Raw genomic sequence first — 16202 nt, 5'->3', positions numbered from 1 at the left:
TAAACTACGCGACCAATTCCAGTAAGCTGTCTCGCTGAAGAACCGCTTTCTGGCGTTCGCTCAAATCGTCGGATGCTTTCATCAGCGGCAACCGTACTTCCGCCGAAGCCAGTCCCATGATTTCCAGAATATTTTTTACGCCAACCGGATTACCCTCTTCATACAACAGCGGATCAATCCGCAGAAAATGACCAAGCTCTTTCTGGGCGAAGGCAAAATTACCCTGCAAGGCGGCTTCAATCATACCCGTAAATTTGGCCGGTAGTGCATTGGCAATAACCGACATGACACCCACGCCACCGATGCTGATGATGGGGATAGCCTGCACGTCATCGCCGGAGATCAAAAGGAAATCGTCGGGTTTGTCGCGGGCAATCTCCATGCACTGTTCGATGATGCACGAAGCTTCTTTGACGCCAATGATGTTAGGGTGCTGAGCGAGCTCGCAAATCGTTTCTGCCGTCATATTAATTCCGGTCCGGAATGGAATATTGTACAGAATAACAGGTACTGGGCTGGCATCGGCAATACGCGTGAAGTGTTCGATCACACCCCGTTTCCCCGGCTTATTGTAATACGGACAAACTGACAGAATCGCATCGACACCCTCGAAATCAATATCACGCATCCCCGCTACCACCTCGGACGTTACGTTACCACCCACCCCAAATACGACTGGCAGATTTTTAGGATTATTTTCCTTGAGATACTGCAACAACTGTTTCTTCTCCTGTTTGGTCACCGTTGGCGATTCGCCGGTTGTGCCCTGTAGGACTATGTAGCGGACGCCCCCATCGGAAATGTGCCGAATAATGCGACCGAAGCCGTCGAAGTCAATTGAATGGTCAGCGTTGAAGGGTGTTACAATGGCTACGCCGACGCCGTGAAGTTTAGTGTCCATTAGCGGATACAGGAGTTTATTACCACAAAGTTACGGGAATTTGGCTGGCAGTCCTGCGTTTATTGGTCCAAATTGAGGGAGAAGTTTGTCGGAACAAAGTAAGCAGGGGTTTTCAGTTCAAATACCTCATCATGAATAGACGCAACGAACAGGCCGGCATCCATCGCTTTCTGTTTGACTTCCCGAGTGCCCTGTACACTAGCCAGAATACCGTATAATTTCTTACCGGCATATTCGGGATGAAAACGCCGGAAGCGATCCAGATTTTTCAATAGCTGTTCAATATCGCGCTCCTTGAGATGGCTCTTTACTTCTACTAAAACAACCGTATTAATCTGTCCATTGGCAATGCCCAGCACGTCTACTTCCAACGTATCAGGCCCATATTCAGTTTTGTAATTTGTGGTGATGGTTGTCAGTCCGAACTGTTTCCGAAGCACTTTCTCCATCGAGGGAAAGGCCATGCCCTCCGTGAATGACCCAAATTTATTACCCAGATCACCAAGCATTTTGGCGTTTTGCCGCGTTATTCGATCTGTTTCCTGCTGACTTTTCGCTATTTCGCGCAGAATCTGGTGAATATCATCAAAATTGGTTGTCGCTTCCACAGTTCGGTGGGCTTGCCCTGCTACAAAGGTAACGATTTCACTATCAATACCGTTTACACCACCAGCATGGCCATAAACTCATCTTCGGTGATCATGGGTACGTTGAGTTTTTTTGCTTTTTCCAGTTTCGATGGCCCCGCATTTTCGCCAACGATCAGGTAATTCAGTTTTTTGGAAATACCGCTCAAAACGCGACCCCCATTAGCGGCAATGCGCGCTTCGAGTTCTTCCCGGCTGAAGTTGGCGAAGGTTCCGCTATAGAGAAATGTTTTACCTTCCAGGGTATCCCCCTCGCGTTCAACGACTTTTTTCTCACCCGCAAACTGTAAACCAGCCGCCCGTAACTGCGCTACATAAGCCCGGTTTTCGGGGTCGGCAAACCAAATGACAACGCTCTCCGCAATACGGGGCCCTGTATCCGGAACCGCCAGAAGGGCTTCCTGACTGGCGTTTATAATCGCATCCATCGAACCAAAATAATCGGCCAGCTTTTCGGCGGTCGTGTTACCCACGTATCGAATTCCCAATGCGAATAGAACGCTCTGGAACGGTTGCGCTTTGGAGCGTTCAATAGCCGTCAGAATATTCTCAACCGTCTTTTCCCGGAAACTGACAACGCGACGCTTGCCGGTTTCTTCGTCCTCGAACACCTTTTCGATCCCCAACAGATTCTCGCTGGTGAGCTGATACAGATCGGCGGGTGTTTGCACCAGTCCCCGGTCGATGAGCAATTCTATTTTTCCTTCACCAAGACTCTCGATATTCATGGCCCGACGCTGAATGAAGTGCTCAAAACGGGCCTGCCGCTGCGGAGGGCAACCGCGCTCGTTCGGGCAATAAAAATTGGCTTCGCTTTCGCGTCGAACCAATGATGTTCCGCAGGCCGGGCACGTGGTCGGGTAACTGATCGGGCGGCTCTGGTCGGTCCGCTTCGACGTGTCTACACCCGTAATCTTCGGAATAATTTCGCCCCCTTTTTCCACAAACACAGTATCGTGTAGCATAACACCCAGCCGCTCGATCTCGTTGGCGTTGTGGAGTGACGCCCGTTTGACAACCGTTCCGGCCAGCAATACAGGGGTCAGCAGGGCAACGGGCGTTACGGCTCCCGTCCGTCCTACCTGATACCGGATGTCATTCAGGACTGTACTGGCGGCCAGAGCTTTGTATTTGAACGCAATCGCCCAGCGCGGACTTTTAGCCGTGTAGCCTAACTCGCGCTGCTGATCGTATCGATTGACTTTAATTACGATACCATCGGTGCCGAGCGGAAGCTCGAAGCGCCGGGTTTCCCACTCATTGATGAAGAGCATTATCTCTTTGATGTCAACGCATTTACGCCACGTCTGCGACACGTTGAAACCCCAGGTTGTCAACGCGATTAGGCTTTCTTCATGCGTCTGGAATTCATCGGTGTTCGACAGGAACGAATAAAGGTAGCAATCCAGGCGCCGTTTCGCGACAGCCGCCGAGTCCTGCTGCTTGAACGTACCGGAGGCCGCGTTTCTGGGATTTGCCAATAACGGTTCGCCAATATCTTCACGCTCTTTGTTAATGCGGTCAAATTCGGCCAACGGTAAAAAACCTTCGCCCCGAACTTCAAACAGCGGGGGAATATGGTCACCACTCACGCGCAGGGGCACGGTCCGGATCGTGCGAATATTGTTGGTAATATCATCCCCCCGAACCCCATCGCCCCGCGTGGCTCCCTGCACCAGCACCCCATTTTCGTAGGTCATGCTCAGCGCAACGCCGTCGAATTTCAGTTCACAAACGTACTCGTATTCCTGTCCGTTTAGTCCTTTACGCACGCGGTTGTCGAATTCAACGAGGTCTTCCTCCGAGTACGTATTTCCCAGCGACAGCATCGGAAACCGGTGATAGACAGTGGTAAACTCCTTACTAATGGTCCCCCCGACGCGGGCGGTTGGCGAATCGGGCCGACGAAAGTCGGGGTGTTGCGTTTCCAGGCTGGCTAGTTCGGCCAGTAACTGATCGAACGTAAAATCGTCCACTTCCGAAACGCTCTTCTGGTAGTACTGGTAATTGTAGGCGTTTAGACGGTCGGTCAATTCGTTAATACGCTCCTGAGGTGTCATATAATAGGGTCAACGAGATGGATCAAGCTAATAAACCACGAAGGTAATGGGATAAACAGCGTAAGTTAATCACTGTTTCAAATTACGATGCTCAACGAATAACCTTAATAAACTGAGGTCCACGAGTGGGTATGTTTCCTCGTTCAAGCAAAAAAACTTAGTTTTACAGGATAAAAAAGTGAGCAGTTTTACAAAAACCACGAAACAAGCCTTTCTTTTCAATTTGACCGGTTTCTGACTGTTCCGGAATGACTATGACTCAGCCTTTCATTGCGCCTTCGCTCTTGGCAGCCGACTTTGCCAACCTGCAACGGGATCTGGATTTAATAAACCGTAGCGAAGCCGATTATTTGCATTTCGATGTGATGGACGGCGAATTTGTACCGAATATCTCCTTCGGCTTTCCGATTCTGGAAGTCGTTCGTAAGTACTGCCAGAAACCGGTGGACGTTCACCTGATGATTGCCCAGCCCGATCGGTATATCGACGCTTTCGCCGATGGGGGTGCATCAGTCATTCATGTTCATTACGAAGCCTGCACACACCTGCATCGGACGCTGACCCGTATACGGGAAATGGGATGTCGGGCGGGCGTAGCCCTGAACCCACATACGCCCGTTGACGGCTTGGAGGACGTGCTGGAGCAAATCGATGTCGTGCTGATCATGTCCGTCAACCCAGGGTTCGGTGGTCAGTCGTTCATACCGCATACCCTTCAGAAAGTGGCTAAATTGAAACAGCTGCTGGTTGCCAGCCGTTCATCGGCTCTGATCGAGATCGACGGTGGTGTCGGCCTTACGAATGCGTCTGCGTTGGTCGGTGCCGGTGCCGATATACTGGTGGCGGGTAGTTCGGTTTTTGGCGCGAGTGATCCCATGAAGGCCATTCAACAATTGAAAGACTGCCAGCAACCGTCTATTGCCTGACCAGAGGTACTCCCCTACTTTAACCGACACGTACCGCACAAACTTGTATCCATGAAGAAATTATATATGGCCATCTCACTCAGCACGCTGCTGTTGACAATGGCCTGCCGCGATACCAAAAAATCGCAAACGGAAGCGACCAATCCAACTGACTCGATCAGCGTTGCTGACCCATCGGCCCCCGATTGGGCTAAAAACGCCACGATTTATGAAGTCAACACCCGTCAATTTTCGAAAGCGGGCACGTTTAAAGCCGTTGAGGAACAATTACCCCGGCTGAAAGAGCTAGGCGTCGACATTGTCTGGATGATGCCTATTTTCCCAATCAGTCAAAAAAATAAGAAAGGCTCGCTGGGCAGTCCCTACGCGGTGGCCGATTACAGGTCGGTGAATCCTGAATTCGGGACAATGGACGAATTTAAATCATTGGTAACCCGTGCTCATGCGCTTGGTCTGCGGGTCATTCTGGACTGGGTACCCAACCACACCGGCTGGGATCATACCTGGGTAAAGGAACATCCGGACTGGTACACGCTGGTGAACGGCAAGATGACAGTACCCGTTGACCCGAAGACGGGCAAACCCACCGACTGGACCGATGTAGCGGATCTGGACTACGGCAACCCGGCCATGCGAAAAGGCATGATCGACGCGATGCAGTATTGGGTGAAAGAATGTGACATCGATGGCTACCGCTGTGATGTGGCGGGCTATGTGCCCGATGACTTCTGGGCTGAACTGCGCCCCAAGCTGGATTCGATCAAGACGGTGTTTATGCTGGCCGAATGGGAGAGCGATCCTAATCAGTTCAAGAGCGGTTTCAACATGAATTACGGCTGGGCCATTTTCGCGATGATGAAAAATATTGCGCAGGGAAAACTACCAGTCACCAGCCTCGATACGCTCCGGGCCAGTAACCAGAAGCTATATCCACCGTGGTATTATCAGATGCTTTTCACGCAGAATCACGATGAGAACACGCAACATGGCACCCTGGAGGAATCATTTGGTCCATCGGCGGATGCGTTTATTGTCCTGAGCAGCACGCTGGAAGGGATGCCACTTGTGTATAATGGTATGGAATCCAATCTGAACAAGCGACTGGCTTTCTTCGAGAAAGACACCATAGCCTGGGGGACGTATGCCAAGAGCGATTTCTTTAAAACGCTGCTTACACTCAAACACCGCAACCGGGCCCTCTGGAACGGTACGGCCGGGGGGAAAGCGGAGAAAATTGTGACGGATCACGATGAAGCCATTTATGCCTTCTCCCGCCAGCGCGATAATGATCGGGTAACGGTACTGATCAACCTGAGCGGTCAGGCGCAGACATTCCGCCTAACGGGGCAGGGCTACGAAGGGATGTACATGGAAGTGTTCAGCCGACAGCCGATGGAATTGAAACAGGATATGTCCCTCACGCTTAAACCGTGGGACTACAAAGTGCTGACCAATTAAGTTTTGTAACGTATTGCACACAATCTGAGTTAGTAATTTAGAGTTTAAGGGTTGATGTTCGCCGGAACTGCTTCCGGACTATGAACCGTGTTCTGTTACCATTTCATCGTTTATGCGCGTTTGGAGTATCTTGTCAGGCTTGTTGGCAGTGATGGTCAGTGGGGTCGGTCTGGCGCAACCAACCAGTTCCCGTTCGGCCGAAACACAGCGACCTACCAGCAGTCAGGCCGAATCCCAGCGGCAGGCTTCCGGTCAGGTGCTGTGGGCTAGCCGTGTCATCGGGTTTTCATCCGAGAAGAAAGGAGAGCCCACTGGCGATCAGTACAAAGCATCGCAGGCGCTGGGGAAACCCAATAAACTACCTCAGCTCGGCGAAAGTCCGGCAGCATGGGCACCCAAAGGAGCCGATGGCGCTGCCGATGAGTGGATTCAGGTTGGCTTCGACAAATCAATAGCCATCCGGCAGCTGGTTATCGGCGAAAATGTCAATCCGGGGGCCATTGTACAGGTGCTGATCATTGATAGCCATAAGAAAGAACATCAGGTTTATCGCAACGAGAAGCCGGGCCCACGGCAGGACCCACTCCTACGCATTATCCTGAACGATTCGACCATTGTTGGTGATCAGGTCAAGGTCGTTCTGAACGGGGCTGCCGTGCCGGGCCTCAACCAGATCGACGCCATCGCTATCTCGGAGGATGCGAGACCGATTCCGTTTGAGATCAACGTGTCGAAGGCCACGCCCAAGGAAATTGTCAAGGAAAATCTGGGAAAGAACGTTAATTCACCAGGGCAGGAAGTGGCACCGGTTATCGCACCCGATGGCCGAACGCTGTACTTTACCCGTAATTTCAACAAAGCCAATCTGGGTGGTGCCGATCGGCAGGACGTCTGGTTTTCAACGCTCGAATCCGGCTCTACGGGTAATCCGGCGGGGTGGAGCGAAGCCGTGAACATTGGTCCACCCATCAACAACACGGGCGATAACGCCATCAGTGGTCTCTCGCCCGACGGACGTACGGCCTACCTCATCAATGTCTATCGGCCCGATGGTGGGCTGGCTTTCGGCATATCGAAATCGACAAAGACCCGGCAGAACTGGTCACCGCCCGTTGAGTGTAAAATCGCCAACAACTACAATCTGCACGAGAAAAACCAGCTGGAATTCTGCGTCTCGCCCGATGGGAAAGCGATTATTCTGGCCGTACAGCGAAAAGATACCCGGGGTAATCGCGACCTGTATGTATCGTTGCAACAGGCGGACAAAAACTGGTCGGAACCGGTTTCGCTGGGTTCGGTCATTAACAGTGCTGATTTCGAAAGTTCTCCTTTTCTGGCGGCCGACAACCGGACGCTCTACTTTACGTCGGGTGGCCATCCCGGTTACGGTAATGGCGACATTTTCGTATCGCGCCGACTCGACGATTCGTGGGGAAACTGGAGTGAACCCGAAAACCTGGGGTCGGCGATCAACACTGCCGAGTGGGATGGTTATTTTACGATTCCGGCTTCCGGCGACTTCGCTTACCTAAGCTCGCGGGCGGGCTCGATGGGGGAAGATGATATCTTTCGGCTCAAATTATTTCCGGCTATCAAGCCTGATCCGGTGGCCATCATATCGGGGCAGGTACTGGACGCGAAAACCAGAAAGCCTGTAGCCTCGGAGGTCGTTGCGGGGTTACTCGACGACGCCAAAGAAATGGCGAAGGCCGACTACGACCCGGAAACCGGCGAATACAAACTGATTTTACCAACGCAGAAAGTATATACCCTCAAAGCGATAAAAGAAGGGTACTTCCCGGCAACGGAAACGATCGACCTGAGCAAGGACAAGCGATTCCGTGACATCAAACGTAACCTTTTGCTGGTTAAGATCGAATCGGGTCAGAAGATAACCATGCGGGAGGTCTTGTTTGAGCAGAGTCAGTTCAAGTTGCTGGCCGGTGCCGACAGTGAACTGGATCGCATGGCGGAGATGATGACGCAATACCCGGCCATGGAAATTCTGGTGGAGGGACACACGGACAATCAGGGCGACTGGGAGCCGAACATGAAACTCTCCGCCGACCGCGTTCGGGTGGTGAAAGAGTACCTGCTTAGCAAGGGGATCAGCGAGTCGCGCATCCAGACAAAAGCCTGGGGACCCAGCAAACCGATCGCCAGTAACGAAACCGAAGAGAAGCGCAAACAGAACCGAAGGGTAGAATTCACGATTCTCAAGCTGTAAGAACTACTATTTTGCGCTAGCTTTGCCGCAATGTTTACCCCATCGTCGCGTACTACACTATTTTTATTGAGTGCCCTGCTTGTCATGGCGCTGTGCCTTCGTCTATACCGTGTGGGTACATACGGCATCTATTTCGACGAAAAATCCACACTACTGATCAGTCAGGGCGTCTGCCTGGAAGGGTTCAATCAGCAGGACGTTTTCAGTAAACCCTATTTTACCCCCGCCGAATTCTGGAAACCCAAGACGTTCAACGATTTTATTGAAGCTAACATTCGGGGTGATATCGGTAACAGTCCGGCTTACTATGGCGTACTGTGGCTCTGGATGGAAGTGTTTGGGTTGAGTGACACCTCGCTACGAATGCCGTCGGTGATTTTCAGCACCCTGATTGTCTGGCTCCTCTTCGTCTTTGTGCGACGCCATTTCCGGTCGGGCGGACCACTGGCCGGTGATCGAGACCCGGCCAACTCACTGGCTCTCGTCAGCGCGGCCATTGCCACCATCGAACCGTTTTTCGTTGCGTACAGCCACATTGCCCGCAACTATTCCATGACGTTTTTTCTGACGTTACTGGGCACCCATATTTTCCTGCTGATCATGGAGCGGGTTCGGTCCACTGCGCCGACGGACCGCAAAACGCCATCGCTTCCTCTACTTTATCTGGCCTATGGCCTCGTCTTTGTCACGTCGGTGCTGTCGCATTACTTGAGCACAACGGTCTTTTTGTGTCACGGCGTCTACGCACTGCTTTATCTGCGCAATACCCGTTCCTGGGTGACCCTGGGACTGACGAGCGTTATCGGTCTGGGACTGGTTTCGCTCTGGTTCATTTACGGGGGCGGCAAATACACGTTCTATATTCTGGAGGAGCAGAAGAATTTTTACCACAATCTGGCGCTGACGAACCCAAGAAACAACGGATTTGGCATCATTCTGCCAGCAACGCTGCCCAACATCACGGTTCGGGCCATTCCTGTTTTCTCCGACCTATTTATTGTCACCAATGGGCTTAGTCAAACGCTGGGTGGTATTCGAAATGCGGTGCTGGCCTTAGGGTTGGGGGCACTTTCAACGGTACTAATTCATCGCTACTTCTCCGTAGCGATGCCGCCGGTCTGGGTCTACGGGGCCGTGCCGGTTCTGTTGCTGTCGGGACTACCGTTTTATACACTGGAGCCCATTCGGTTGCTGGTCTTGTCGATCGCTATACCGTTTGTCTATCTGATTGGTCGCTACGTGATTGACCAGACCAATACGCAGCAAAAACGCTTCGTGTCCCTCCTGTTTCTGCTGGCTTTTGTGCCGACACTGTTCCTGCTGCTGATGGCCTGGCGATCGGGCCACACGTATGGCATTACACAACGCTATTCGGGTTTCTCCTTTCCGTACGTTTGTATTTTAGTGGCAATGGGCCTGTCTCAACTAACCCGTCTCCGCTGGTGGTTCAGCCTGCCGATTGCAGCCGTGTTACTGATCCAGACCGCTCACATCGTTCGGATTCTGGGCGATATCTACGCCGATACATCACCCAAATACACGCTTTTCGGTGAACCCCGCATTTCTAATCCGTATTGGTCAGCCGCCCAGCAACTGACGAAACTCTACGCACCGGGCGACACGATCCTTTATCCGAATAAAAAACGAATTATCGTGTCGGAGAAAAATGACAAAAGTTTCTCGCCCGTATCACTCTACGATGCCCAGCTCGTGAACATCTATCTCCCTCAGGATGCTCAGTATATCCAACGGGTAGATCCCAATGAGCGCGACCGAATTGTGTTGGTGAAAGGGCATTCAGATAAAAAAATTACTATTTTTGACTTTCAAGGCAGCACTTACCGCTACGGCGATTAGCGCTTTACGCATCAACCAATCATGACGTCGACAACAGAACGAACGGACTTACAAATGCTTCAGGGACAGCTCCGGCTGAAAATCCTGGGTCTATACAATCAGGCACACGCCGGTCATATTGGCTGTTCGTTAAGTTGCGTAGACCTGATGATCGCGGCCCTGGTCATGCGCAAACGTCAGCAGGACTCGTTTCTACTCTCGAAGGGACACGCAGCGGCCTCGCTGTACGCCTGCCTGAACCACCTCGGCGAAATTTCGGACGACGTGCTCGACACGTTTTATAAGAATGGAACAACCCTCCCGGCTCACCCGGCTCCGAACAAACACAAGGGCATTCCGTTTGCGACGGGCTCACTGGGGCATGGACTGCCAATAGGCGCGGGTATTGCGCAAGCGGGTAAGCTCCTCGGTGATGATTCGCGGGTATTCGTACTCATGTCAGACGGCGAAACCAATGAGGGAACAACCTGGGAGGCCGCTCACTTCGCGGTTCAGAACGGCCTGGATAATCTGATCGTACTAATTGATAAGAACGGTTTGCAGGGCTTTAACCAAACGGCTAACGTACTGGGCGATACTGCCGACAGTCGGACCTGGTCGGCAATGGGCTTCGACACGGTTGAAGTGGATGGTCATGATATTCAATCGATCCTGACAACTATTGATCACTTGACCGCTACGCCAACGGGGAAACCCAAAGTCGTGATCGCCAAAACGGTGAAAGGCAAGGGTGTATCCTACATGGAAAACAAGCTCGAATGGCACTATTTGCCCATGACAGCGGCTCAGTATGAGCAGGCGTACGCGGAAGTTAGTGAACGATATCTATCGGCTCAAGTCGCTTAAATGACCCATGCGTTCCGTTGCCGTTGGCTATAAAAGCGGCTAGTAGTACGACACATCCGCCCTTTTGCCGTAATATTGCGGCCTGAATGAATCAGTCTGCCCCCATTTTGCTACCAGAAAAAATCGCCCGACTTCAGGGCCCTATCGTTGTTTTCGGAGCCAGCGGCTTCATTGGCGCGAACTTGTTTGAACAACTCTTTCGTGTTCGTCAAGATGTGTTCGCCCTTACGCATGACGCAACCAAAGCCTGGCGGCTCAAGCTGCTCGATGTTCCAGCCGAAAATATCGTCCACTGCGACATTTTATCCAACACCTCCGTTCAGGATGTTTTCGGGAAACTCAAACCCAAAACCATTTTCAACCTAGCGGCATACGGAGCGTATAGCAAACAGAAAAACGTGGGGCTTACCTACGAAACCAATGTGCTGGGTACGGTTAATATTCTGGAAAACTGCTCGGCGGAGATGGTCTATATCCACGCTGGCAGTAGTTCGGAGTATGGGTTTAATTGCACCGCGCCCAAAGAAACCGACCCGGTAGAACCGAACAGTCACTATGCCGTGTCGAAAGTATCGGCGGCTTACACGCTCGACTTCTACGCCAAAGTTCATGGTTTGAATACGCTCAACCTGCGGCTCTATTCCATTTACGGTGGCTGGGAAGAACCCGACCGGCTCATTCCCCGCCTGATCGAAGAGGTCAGAAACGGGAAATTGCCTCCGCTCGTTTCGCCCGATATCAGCCGCGACTTCGTGTACGTTGACGACTGCGTCGATGCTTTTGTGCAGGCTGCCTTACGGGTGAATCCTGAAATTCGGGGTCGCTCCTACAATATCGCGACGGGCCAGAAAACGACCATGCGGGAGCTTGTAGACGCGGCCCGGCAAACCTTCGGCCTCACGCTCGAACCGGTTTGGGGCAGCATGAACAACCGCAACTGGGACCTGGCCGACTGGTATGGTGACCCGACAGCTGCCGAAACGGACCTGGGCTGGAAGGCAACGACAACGCTGGGCGACGGTCTGCGCCGAACAGCCGACTGGCAGATTTCGCACGAATACGAGAGTCGGGTGATTCCGGCGTTCAATACACCAACGCTCAATCCGGTCATCTCACCCATCATTGCCTGCTACAAAGACGCACAGGCCATTCCGTTTATGTACGAACGACTGGTCAAAACCTTCAACGAAATGAAGGTGCGTTACGAAATAATTTTTGTCAACGACAACTCGCCCGACAATACCGACGAAGTGCTGGATGCCATTTGCGCCAAAGATCCGAACGTGATTGCTATCAAGCACTCGCGTAACTTTGGGTCACAATCGGCCTTCCTGAGCGGGATGGAAATTGCGACAGGCGATGCCGTTGTGTTGATGGACGGCGATTTGCAGGACCCGCCCGAAGTCATTCCCCGGTTTTACGAGAAATGGCAGCAAGGGTTTGACGTGACGTACGGCGTTCGTGTACAGCGCGAAATGGCTCCGCACGTTCATTTCTTCTACAAGCAGTTTTACCGGCTCTTCCGCAAGACGGCTTATATCAATATTCCGGTCGATGCGGGTGATTTTTCGATGATCGACCGGAAGGTTGTTCGTGAACTGGTCAGCCTACCGGAGACGGAACAGTTTCTGCGGGGCTTACGGGCCTGGGTCGGCTTTAAACAAACGGGGGTCGATTATGTCCGTCCCGAGCGAATGTTCGGCGTATCGACCAACAACTGGACCAAGAATATCTGGTGGGCGAAAAAAGCGATTTTCTCGTTCAGCTTTGCCCCGCTGGAGTTGATGACCTATGCCGGTTTTGTGCTGACGGTACTGTCGGTGCTTGGTATCCTGTGGCAGATTCTGGCGAAGTTCGTGTTCTTCCCCGATACACCCGCCGGGCTATCGACCGTTATTATTCTGGTGATGTTCTTTGGCGGTATCAACCTGTTGGGCATCTCGTTCCTGGGCGAATACATTAGCAAGATTTTCGAGGAAACGAAAAAACGCCCGAAATTCATTCGGACGATGGTTCGGAAGGGTCAGCGGGTCTACAAAACAGCCGCCGAGATCAGTACGCTGGTTGAGCAACGAAAAAGTAAATAAACCCCGTATGAAACTGCGTGTTGGTGCTTTTCTGGCCATTAGTATGATAAGCTGCATGGCTCCGTATGAAGCGAATAGGACGGACACGATGGATATACACGTTGAGAATCAGACAGGTAACGACTTACAGTCGGTCAACGTTTTTGTGGTACAGGGGAAGACGGTAAACGGTACGTATCAACAGGTACGAACGGACTCAAGCCACCTGGGTACGATCGCCGATGCGAAAACGGCCAAAGGAACTTTATCGGAGACAATGATTTTGCCCAGTGATGGTGGCTATTTGATGACGGCTTTGGAGAAAAGCGGCAAAAAGCGTTCCTATAGATTTGGCTATTTAACCAATGGTTTTTTTTCAGAAACGGCCCAGTACATAACCGTAAAGAAAGACACCATTTTCGTAAGGCATTAGTAATGAGAAATGAATTTGCAGCCGCTATCGAGCGCATTGCGCGTGACGATGACAAAGTGGTATTTATTACCGGCGATCTGGGGTATAACGCCCTCGAAAACGTCGTGGAAGCACTCGGTCCCCGGTTCATCAACGCGGGTGTCGCCGAACAAAACATGGTCGGTGTGGCGGCTGGCATGGCGTACCGGGGCTACAAAGTATTCTGCTATAGCATTGCGCCTTTTGCGGTCTATCGGTGCCTTGAGCAGTTTCGTAATGACGTTTGCCTGCACAACATGCCGGTTTTTCTGGTCGGTAATGGCGGTGGGTATGGGTACGGCATTATGGGTAGTACACACCATGCGATCGAGGATCTGGCCTGTCTGAGCAGTCTCCAGAACGTGAACACCTACATTCCGGCCTTTGCGGATGAAGTACCTTCGATGCTCGATCAGATCATAGCGGAAAATCGTCCGGCTTACCTTCGGTTAGGCGCTGGCCCAAAAACACCCGACGGTGCCGAAACGATTGGCTCATTCAAGCACATTGTCCACAGCAAAGCTCCAATTGGAAACGTGGTTGCCCTTGGCCCTGTAGCAGCTAATGTGTTAACGGCCTTGCAGGACGAACTGCTGACGGGCGAGTTCGACGTCTACACCGCCACGAATTTACCACTCGATCTGCCTTCCAGTCTGGCCCATCGCCTGGCCGGGAAGCCACTTCTGGTTGTTGAAGAACACGTGTCGATCGGTGGCTTGGCGCAGCAGCTGTCGGTGAAGCTACTGGCCGATGGAGCGGCACCGAGCCATTTCGTTAGTCTATCCGCTCAGGGTTACCCGAACGGATTGTATGGTGATCAGAAATACCACCAGCAACTATCGGGTCTCGACCCGGCCAACATTGCTCGGCAACTGGCTTCGTTTACGATTAGTTAAGCCATTTTCTGTCAGCCACTGCCAATACACAATCAGCGAACAAAACACTTGCCGACCCTACAGCACGCTCCCGAAACTCGTCTGCCATCGACCGCTGCACGGTTGACCAGTTGGCTAGTGGGTAGTGTTGGGGTTGCCATTCCGGTGATTCTGTTCCTGGCGGTCTGGAGTTATTACGCGGTCAACGTACCCAAATGGGACGACCACGCGCTTCGTGCGTTTCTCTACAGCTTCGATCAGGAAAAAACCATTTCGGGGAAAGTGTACCAGCTGTTCAAGCAGCACAACGAACACCGGATCGTTCTGGACCGTTTTGTGGCACTGCTGGATTTCAAGGTGTTGGGTAAGCTCGATTACCGGCACCTGATGGCGGTTGGCAATCTGAGTTTAGTTGGCTTGCTACTTGTTTTTATCAGCGTTCTGCGTCGCGAAGGTCGTTCAATAGCGTATGCGATTCCGCCGGCCTTGCTGATCTTCAACCTGTCTCACTGGGAAAATATGTTCTGGGGCATGGCCGCTTTACAGAATTTCTCGGTCGTGCTGTGGGTTGTGCTGAGCATCTACTGGCTCACCTACGAAAACCGATGGAGATGGGCTATCGTTACGGCCATATTGGCTACGCTCACTAGTGGCAACGGCCTGATCGTCTGGCCCATTGGTTTGGCGCTGATCCTACTCAATGCCAACAATTCGTCATCGGTCGAATCCGCCAAGGCAACGAAACAAAGCCGTATTTTACCGGTAGCGGGCTGGTTTGTCAGTGCCATACTGGTGCTTGGGCTTTACTTTGCTGATTACGCAAAACCCGAAGGTAATCCGCCACTGCGCGGTTCGGCGGTTGACTTGCTGAAAGGCTGGCTGGCTTTCATTGGGGCCGCTGCCGAAGCCCTTCCCGTCAAATCAGCCCTGCCAGCCTGCATTGCGCTGGGTGGACTACTGGTTGTCTCGACGCTCGGTCTGATGGGCTGGCAGTTGGTGATCAACCGGCTGGCGGTTAGTCGTGCCCTACGTGGCTTGGTTAATCCACGGATGGCCGGTTCCGGAAAGGGTATACCTACCAGTACGTTGTTTTTTTGGGGATGTGCCGCGTTCGTGTTGGGTACCGCAGCTGTTGTTGCCTGGACACGGACGGGTTTCGGTCTTGACCTGATCATTACGAGCCGTTACAAGATCTATTCGCTAACCCTGCTGGCCCTTTTGTATCTGTCCGTTGCTACTGCGGTGAATAAACCGGCGGGTCGCTGGGTAATGATAGGTGGTCTGGCAGGTAGCTTTCTGTTTGCCTGGTTTGCTTACTTTACCTTCCTGGACGATTCGATCTGGTTCCGGCACTGGCAAACGACGAACCAGTTCAACTGGACCTACACCCAACAGGAGCCCACTGCCGAGATTGACTCCCTCACGCTGCATTACACCGATCCGGCTCCGGCCTTCTACGATTCCATACTACCCGCCTTGTATGGACCCGCCGAGAAGTCGCTTATTCCAGTAACGGTTGCCAAAGCTCCTTACGGGTACATGGTTCAGACCGGTGCTTCGGCGATGGCTAGTCTATCAGTCGATCAGTCGTTCGGACGGGATGCGGGTACGTATCTGCTGGCGCGGTCGCCGGAACGTTCGTACTTGTTTCCGGTCTGGCAGAATCAGCGTACACCTCGTCAGGCTCGTTTCTGGCCAGGCAACATCTTCACGACCGGCTTCAAGGCCGATATCTGGCAAAGTGCGTTGAAAGCGGGTACGTATCAATTGTTCGTCGTGACGATCTCAGCTGGTAATCAGTGTACAGTATACCCTACCAGCCAGCTCATTACGTCTGCGGGACAGCCAAAAGACATTAAAAAGAACTGGTAATTAGCGAATTACCTCA

12 protein-coding genes are annotated in these 16202 nt (G+C 52.3%); 9 read left to right on the top strand and 3 right to left on the bottom strand.

Annotated features, from left to right (window positions below; genetic code table 11):
* Positions 1-4: 4 nt before the first annotated feature.
* From dapA to ligA, 3 genes are read right to left on the bottom strand one after another with little or no spacing between them, the layout of a single operon-like run.
* Entirely contained in the window at positions 5-901 is an 897-nt protein-coding gene (gene dapA / locus GK091_RS08980) for a 4-hydroxy-tetrahydrodipicolinate synthase (RefSeq protein WP_164036503.1), read from the bottom strand.
* Positions 902-960: 59 nt separating this feature from the next.
* On the bottom strand, positions 961-1509 hold the full coding sequence (locus GK091_RS08975) for a DUF3782 domain-containing protein (RefSeq protein ID WP_164036500.1): 549 nt from the start codon (positions 1507-1509) through the stop codon (positions 961-963).
* A gap of 53 nt (positions 1510-1562) precedes the next feature.
* Positions 1563-3608, bottom strand: a complete 2046-nt coding sequence (gene ligA / locus GK091_RS08970; protein WP_164036498.1) for an NAD-dependent DNA ligase LigA — start codon at positions 3606-3608, stop codon at positions 1563-1565.
* A 254-nt stretch (positions 3609-3862) separates the two neighbouring features.
* Here ligA and rpe point away from each other — a divergent pair, with 254 nt between their 5' ends.
* The 9 genes from rpe to GK091_RS08925 all read left to right on the top strand — a co-directional run bounded on the left by rpe (position 3863) and on the right by GK091_RS08925 (position 16186).
* Positions 3863-4534 carry a ribulose-phosphate 3-epimerase gene (gene rpe / locus GK091_RS08965; protein ID WP_164036495.1) on the top strand — a complete coding sequence of 224 codons (672 nt, stop codon included), beginning with the start codon at positions 3863-3865 and terminating at the stop codon, positions 4532-4534.
* 51 nt (positions 4535-4585) lie between these two features.
* Complete coding sequence (locus GK091_RS08960; RefSeq protein ID WP_164036494.1) at positions 4586-5992, top strand: alpha-amylase family glycosyl hydrolase; 1407 nt, start codon at positions 4586-4588, stop codon at positions 5990-5992.
* A gap of 112 nt (positions 5993-6104) precedes the next feature.
* Positions 6105-8219: an OmpA family protein gene (locus tag GK091_RS08955; RefSeq protein ID WP_164036491.1), complete on the top strand. Its 2115-nt coding sequence runs from the start codon at positions 6105-6107 to the stop codon at positions 8217-8219.
* A 30-nt stretch (positions 8220-8249) separates the two neighbouring features.
* The gene (locus tag GK091_RS08950; protein ID WP_164036488.1) at positions 8250-10076 is read left to right on the top strand and encodes a glycosyltransferase family 39 protein; all 1827 of its coding nucleotides are present in this window, start codon (positions 8250-8252) and stop codon (positions 10074-10076) included.
* Positions 10077-10097: 21 nt separating this feature from the next.
* Complete coding sequence (locus GK091_RS08945; RefSeq protein WP_164036486.1) at positions 10098-10922, top strand: transketolase; 825 nt, start codon at positions 10098-10100, stop codon at positions 10920-10922.
* Positions 10923-11008: 86 nt separating this feature from the next.
* The gene (locus GK091_RS08940; RefSeq protein ID WP_164036484.1) at positions 11009-13009 is read left to right on the top strand and encodes an NAD-dependent epimerase/dehydratase family protein; all 2001 of its coding nucleotides are present in this window, start codon (positions 11009-11011) and stop codon (positions 13007-13009) included.
* A gap of 7 nt (positions 13010-13016) precedes the next feature.
* A complete protein-coding gene (locus tag GK091_RS08935) occupies positions 13017-13421 on the top strand; it encodes a hypothetical protein (RefSeq protein ID WP_164036482.1) in 405 nt (134 codons plus the stop codon).
* Positions 13422-13423: 2 nt separating this feature from the next.
* Positions 13424-14335: a transketolase family protein gene (locus GK091_RS08930; RefSeq protein WP_164036479.1), complete on the top strand. Its 912-nt coding sequence runs from the start codon at positions 13424-13426 to the stop codon at positions 14333-14335.
* 48 nt (positions 14336-14383) lie between these two features.
* A complete protein-coding gene (locus tag GK091_RS08925) occupies positions 14384-16186 on the top strand; it encodes a hypothetical protein (RefSeq protein WP_164036477.1) in 1803 nt (600 codons plus the stop codon).
* Positions 16187-16202: the final 16 nt, after the last annotated feature.

Source organism: Spirosoma agri (assembly GCF_010747415.1).
GTDB lineage: Bacteria > Bacteroidota > Bacteroidia > Cytophagales > Spirosomataceae > Spirosoma > Spirosoma agri.
Note: the sequence above shows the minus strand (reverse complement) of the source record. Positions and strands in the feature narration are given on the sequence as shown.

What these genes read in the sequence shown, in the direction of transcription:
- GK091_RS08955 (WP_164036491.1), top strand. Translation starts at nt 6,105, where the DNA reads ATGCGCGTTTGGAGTATCTTGTCAGGCTTGTTGGCAGTGATGGTCAGT.
- GK091_RS08930 (WP_164036479.1), top strand. Translation starts at nt 13,424, where the DNA reads ATGAGAAATGAATTTGCAGCCGCTATCGAGCGCATTGCGCGTGACGAT.
- ligA (WP_164036498.1), bottom strand. Translation starts at nt 3,608, where the DNA reads ATGACACCTCAGGAGCGTATTAACGAATTGACCGACCGTCTAAACGCC.
- rpe (WP_164036495.1), top strand. Translation starts at nt 3,863, where the DNA reads ATGACTCAGCCTTTCATTGCGCCTTCGCTCTTGGCAGCCGACTTTGCC.
- GK091_RS08935 (WP_164036482.1), top strand. Translation starts at nt 13,017, where the DNA reads ATGAAACTGCGTGTTGGTGCTTTTCTGGCCATTAGTATGATAAGCTGC.
- dapA (WP_164036503.1), bottom strand. Translation starts at nt 901, where the DNA reads ATGGACACTAAACTTCACGGCGTCGGCGTAGCCATTGTAACACCCTTC.
- GK091_RS08950 (WP_164036488.1), top strand. Translation starts at nt 8,250, where the DNA reads ATGTTTACCCCATCGTCGCGTACTACACTATTTTTATTGAGTGCCCTG.
- GK091_RS08940 (WP_164036484.1), top strand. Translation starts at nt 11,009, where the DNA reads ATGAATCAGTCTGCCCCCATTTTGCTACCAGAAAAAATCGCCCGACTT.
- GK091_RS08960 (WP_164036494.1), top strand. Translation starts at nt 4,586, where the DNA reads ATGAAGAAATTATATATGGCCATCTCACTCAGCACGCTGCTGTTGACA.
- GK091_RS08945 (WP_164036486.1), top strand. Translation starts at nt 10,098, where the DNA reads ATGACGTCGACAACAGAACGAACGGACTTACAAATGCTTCAGGGACAG.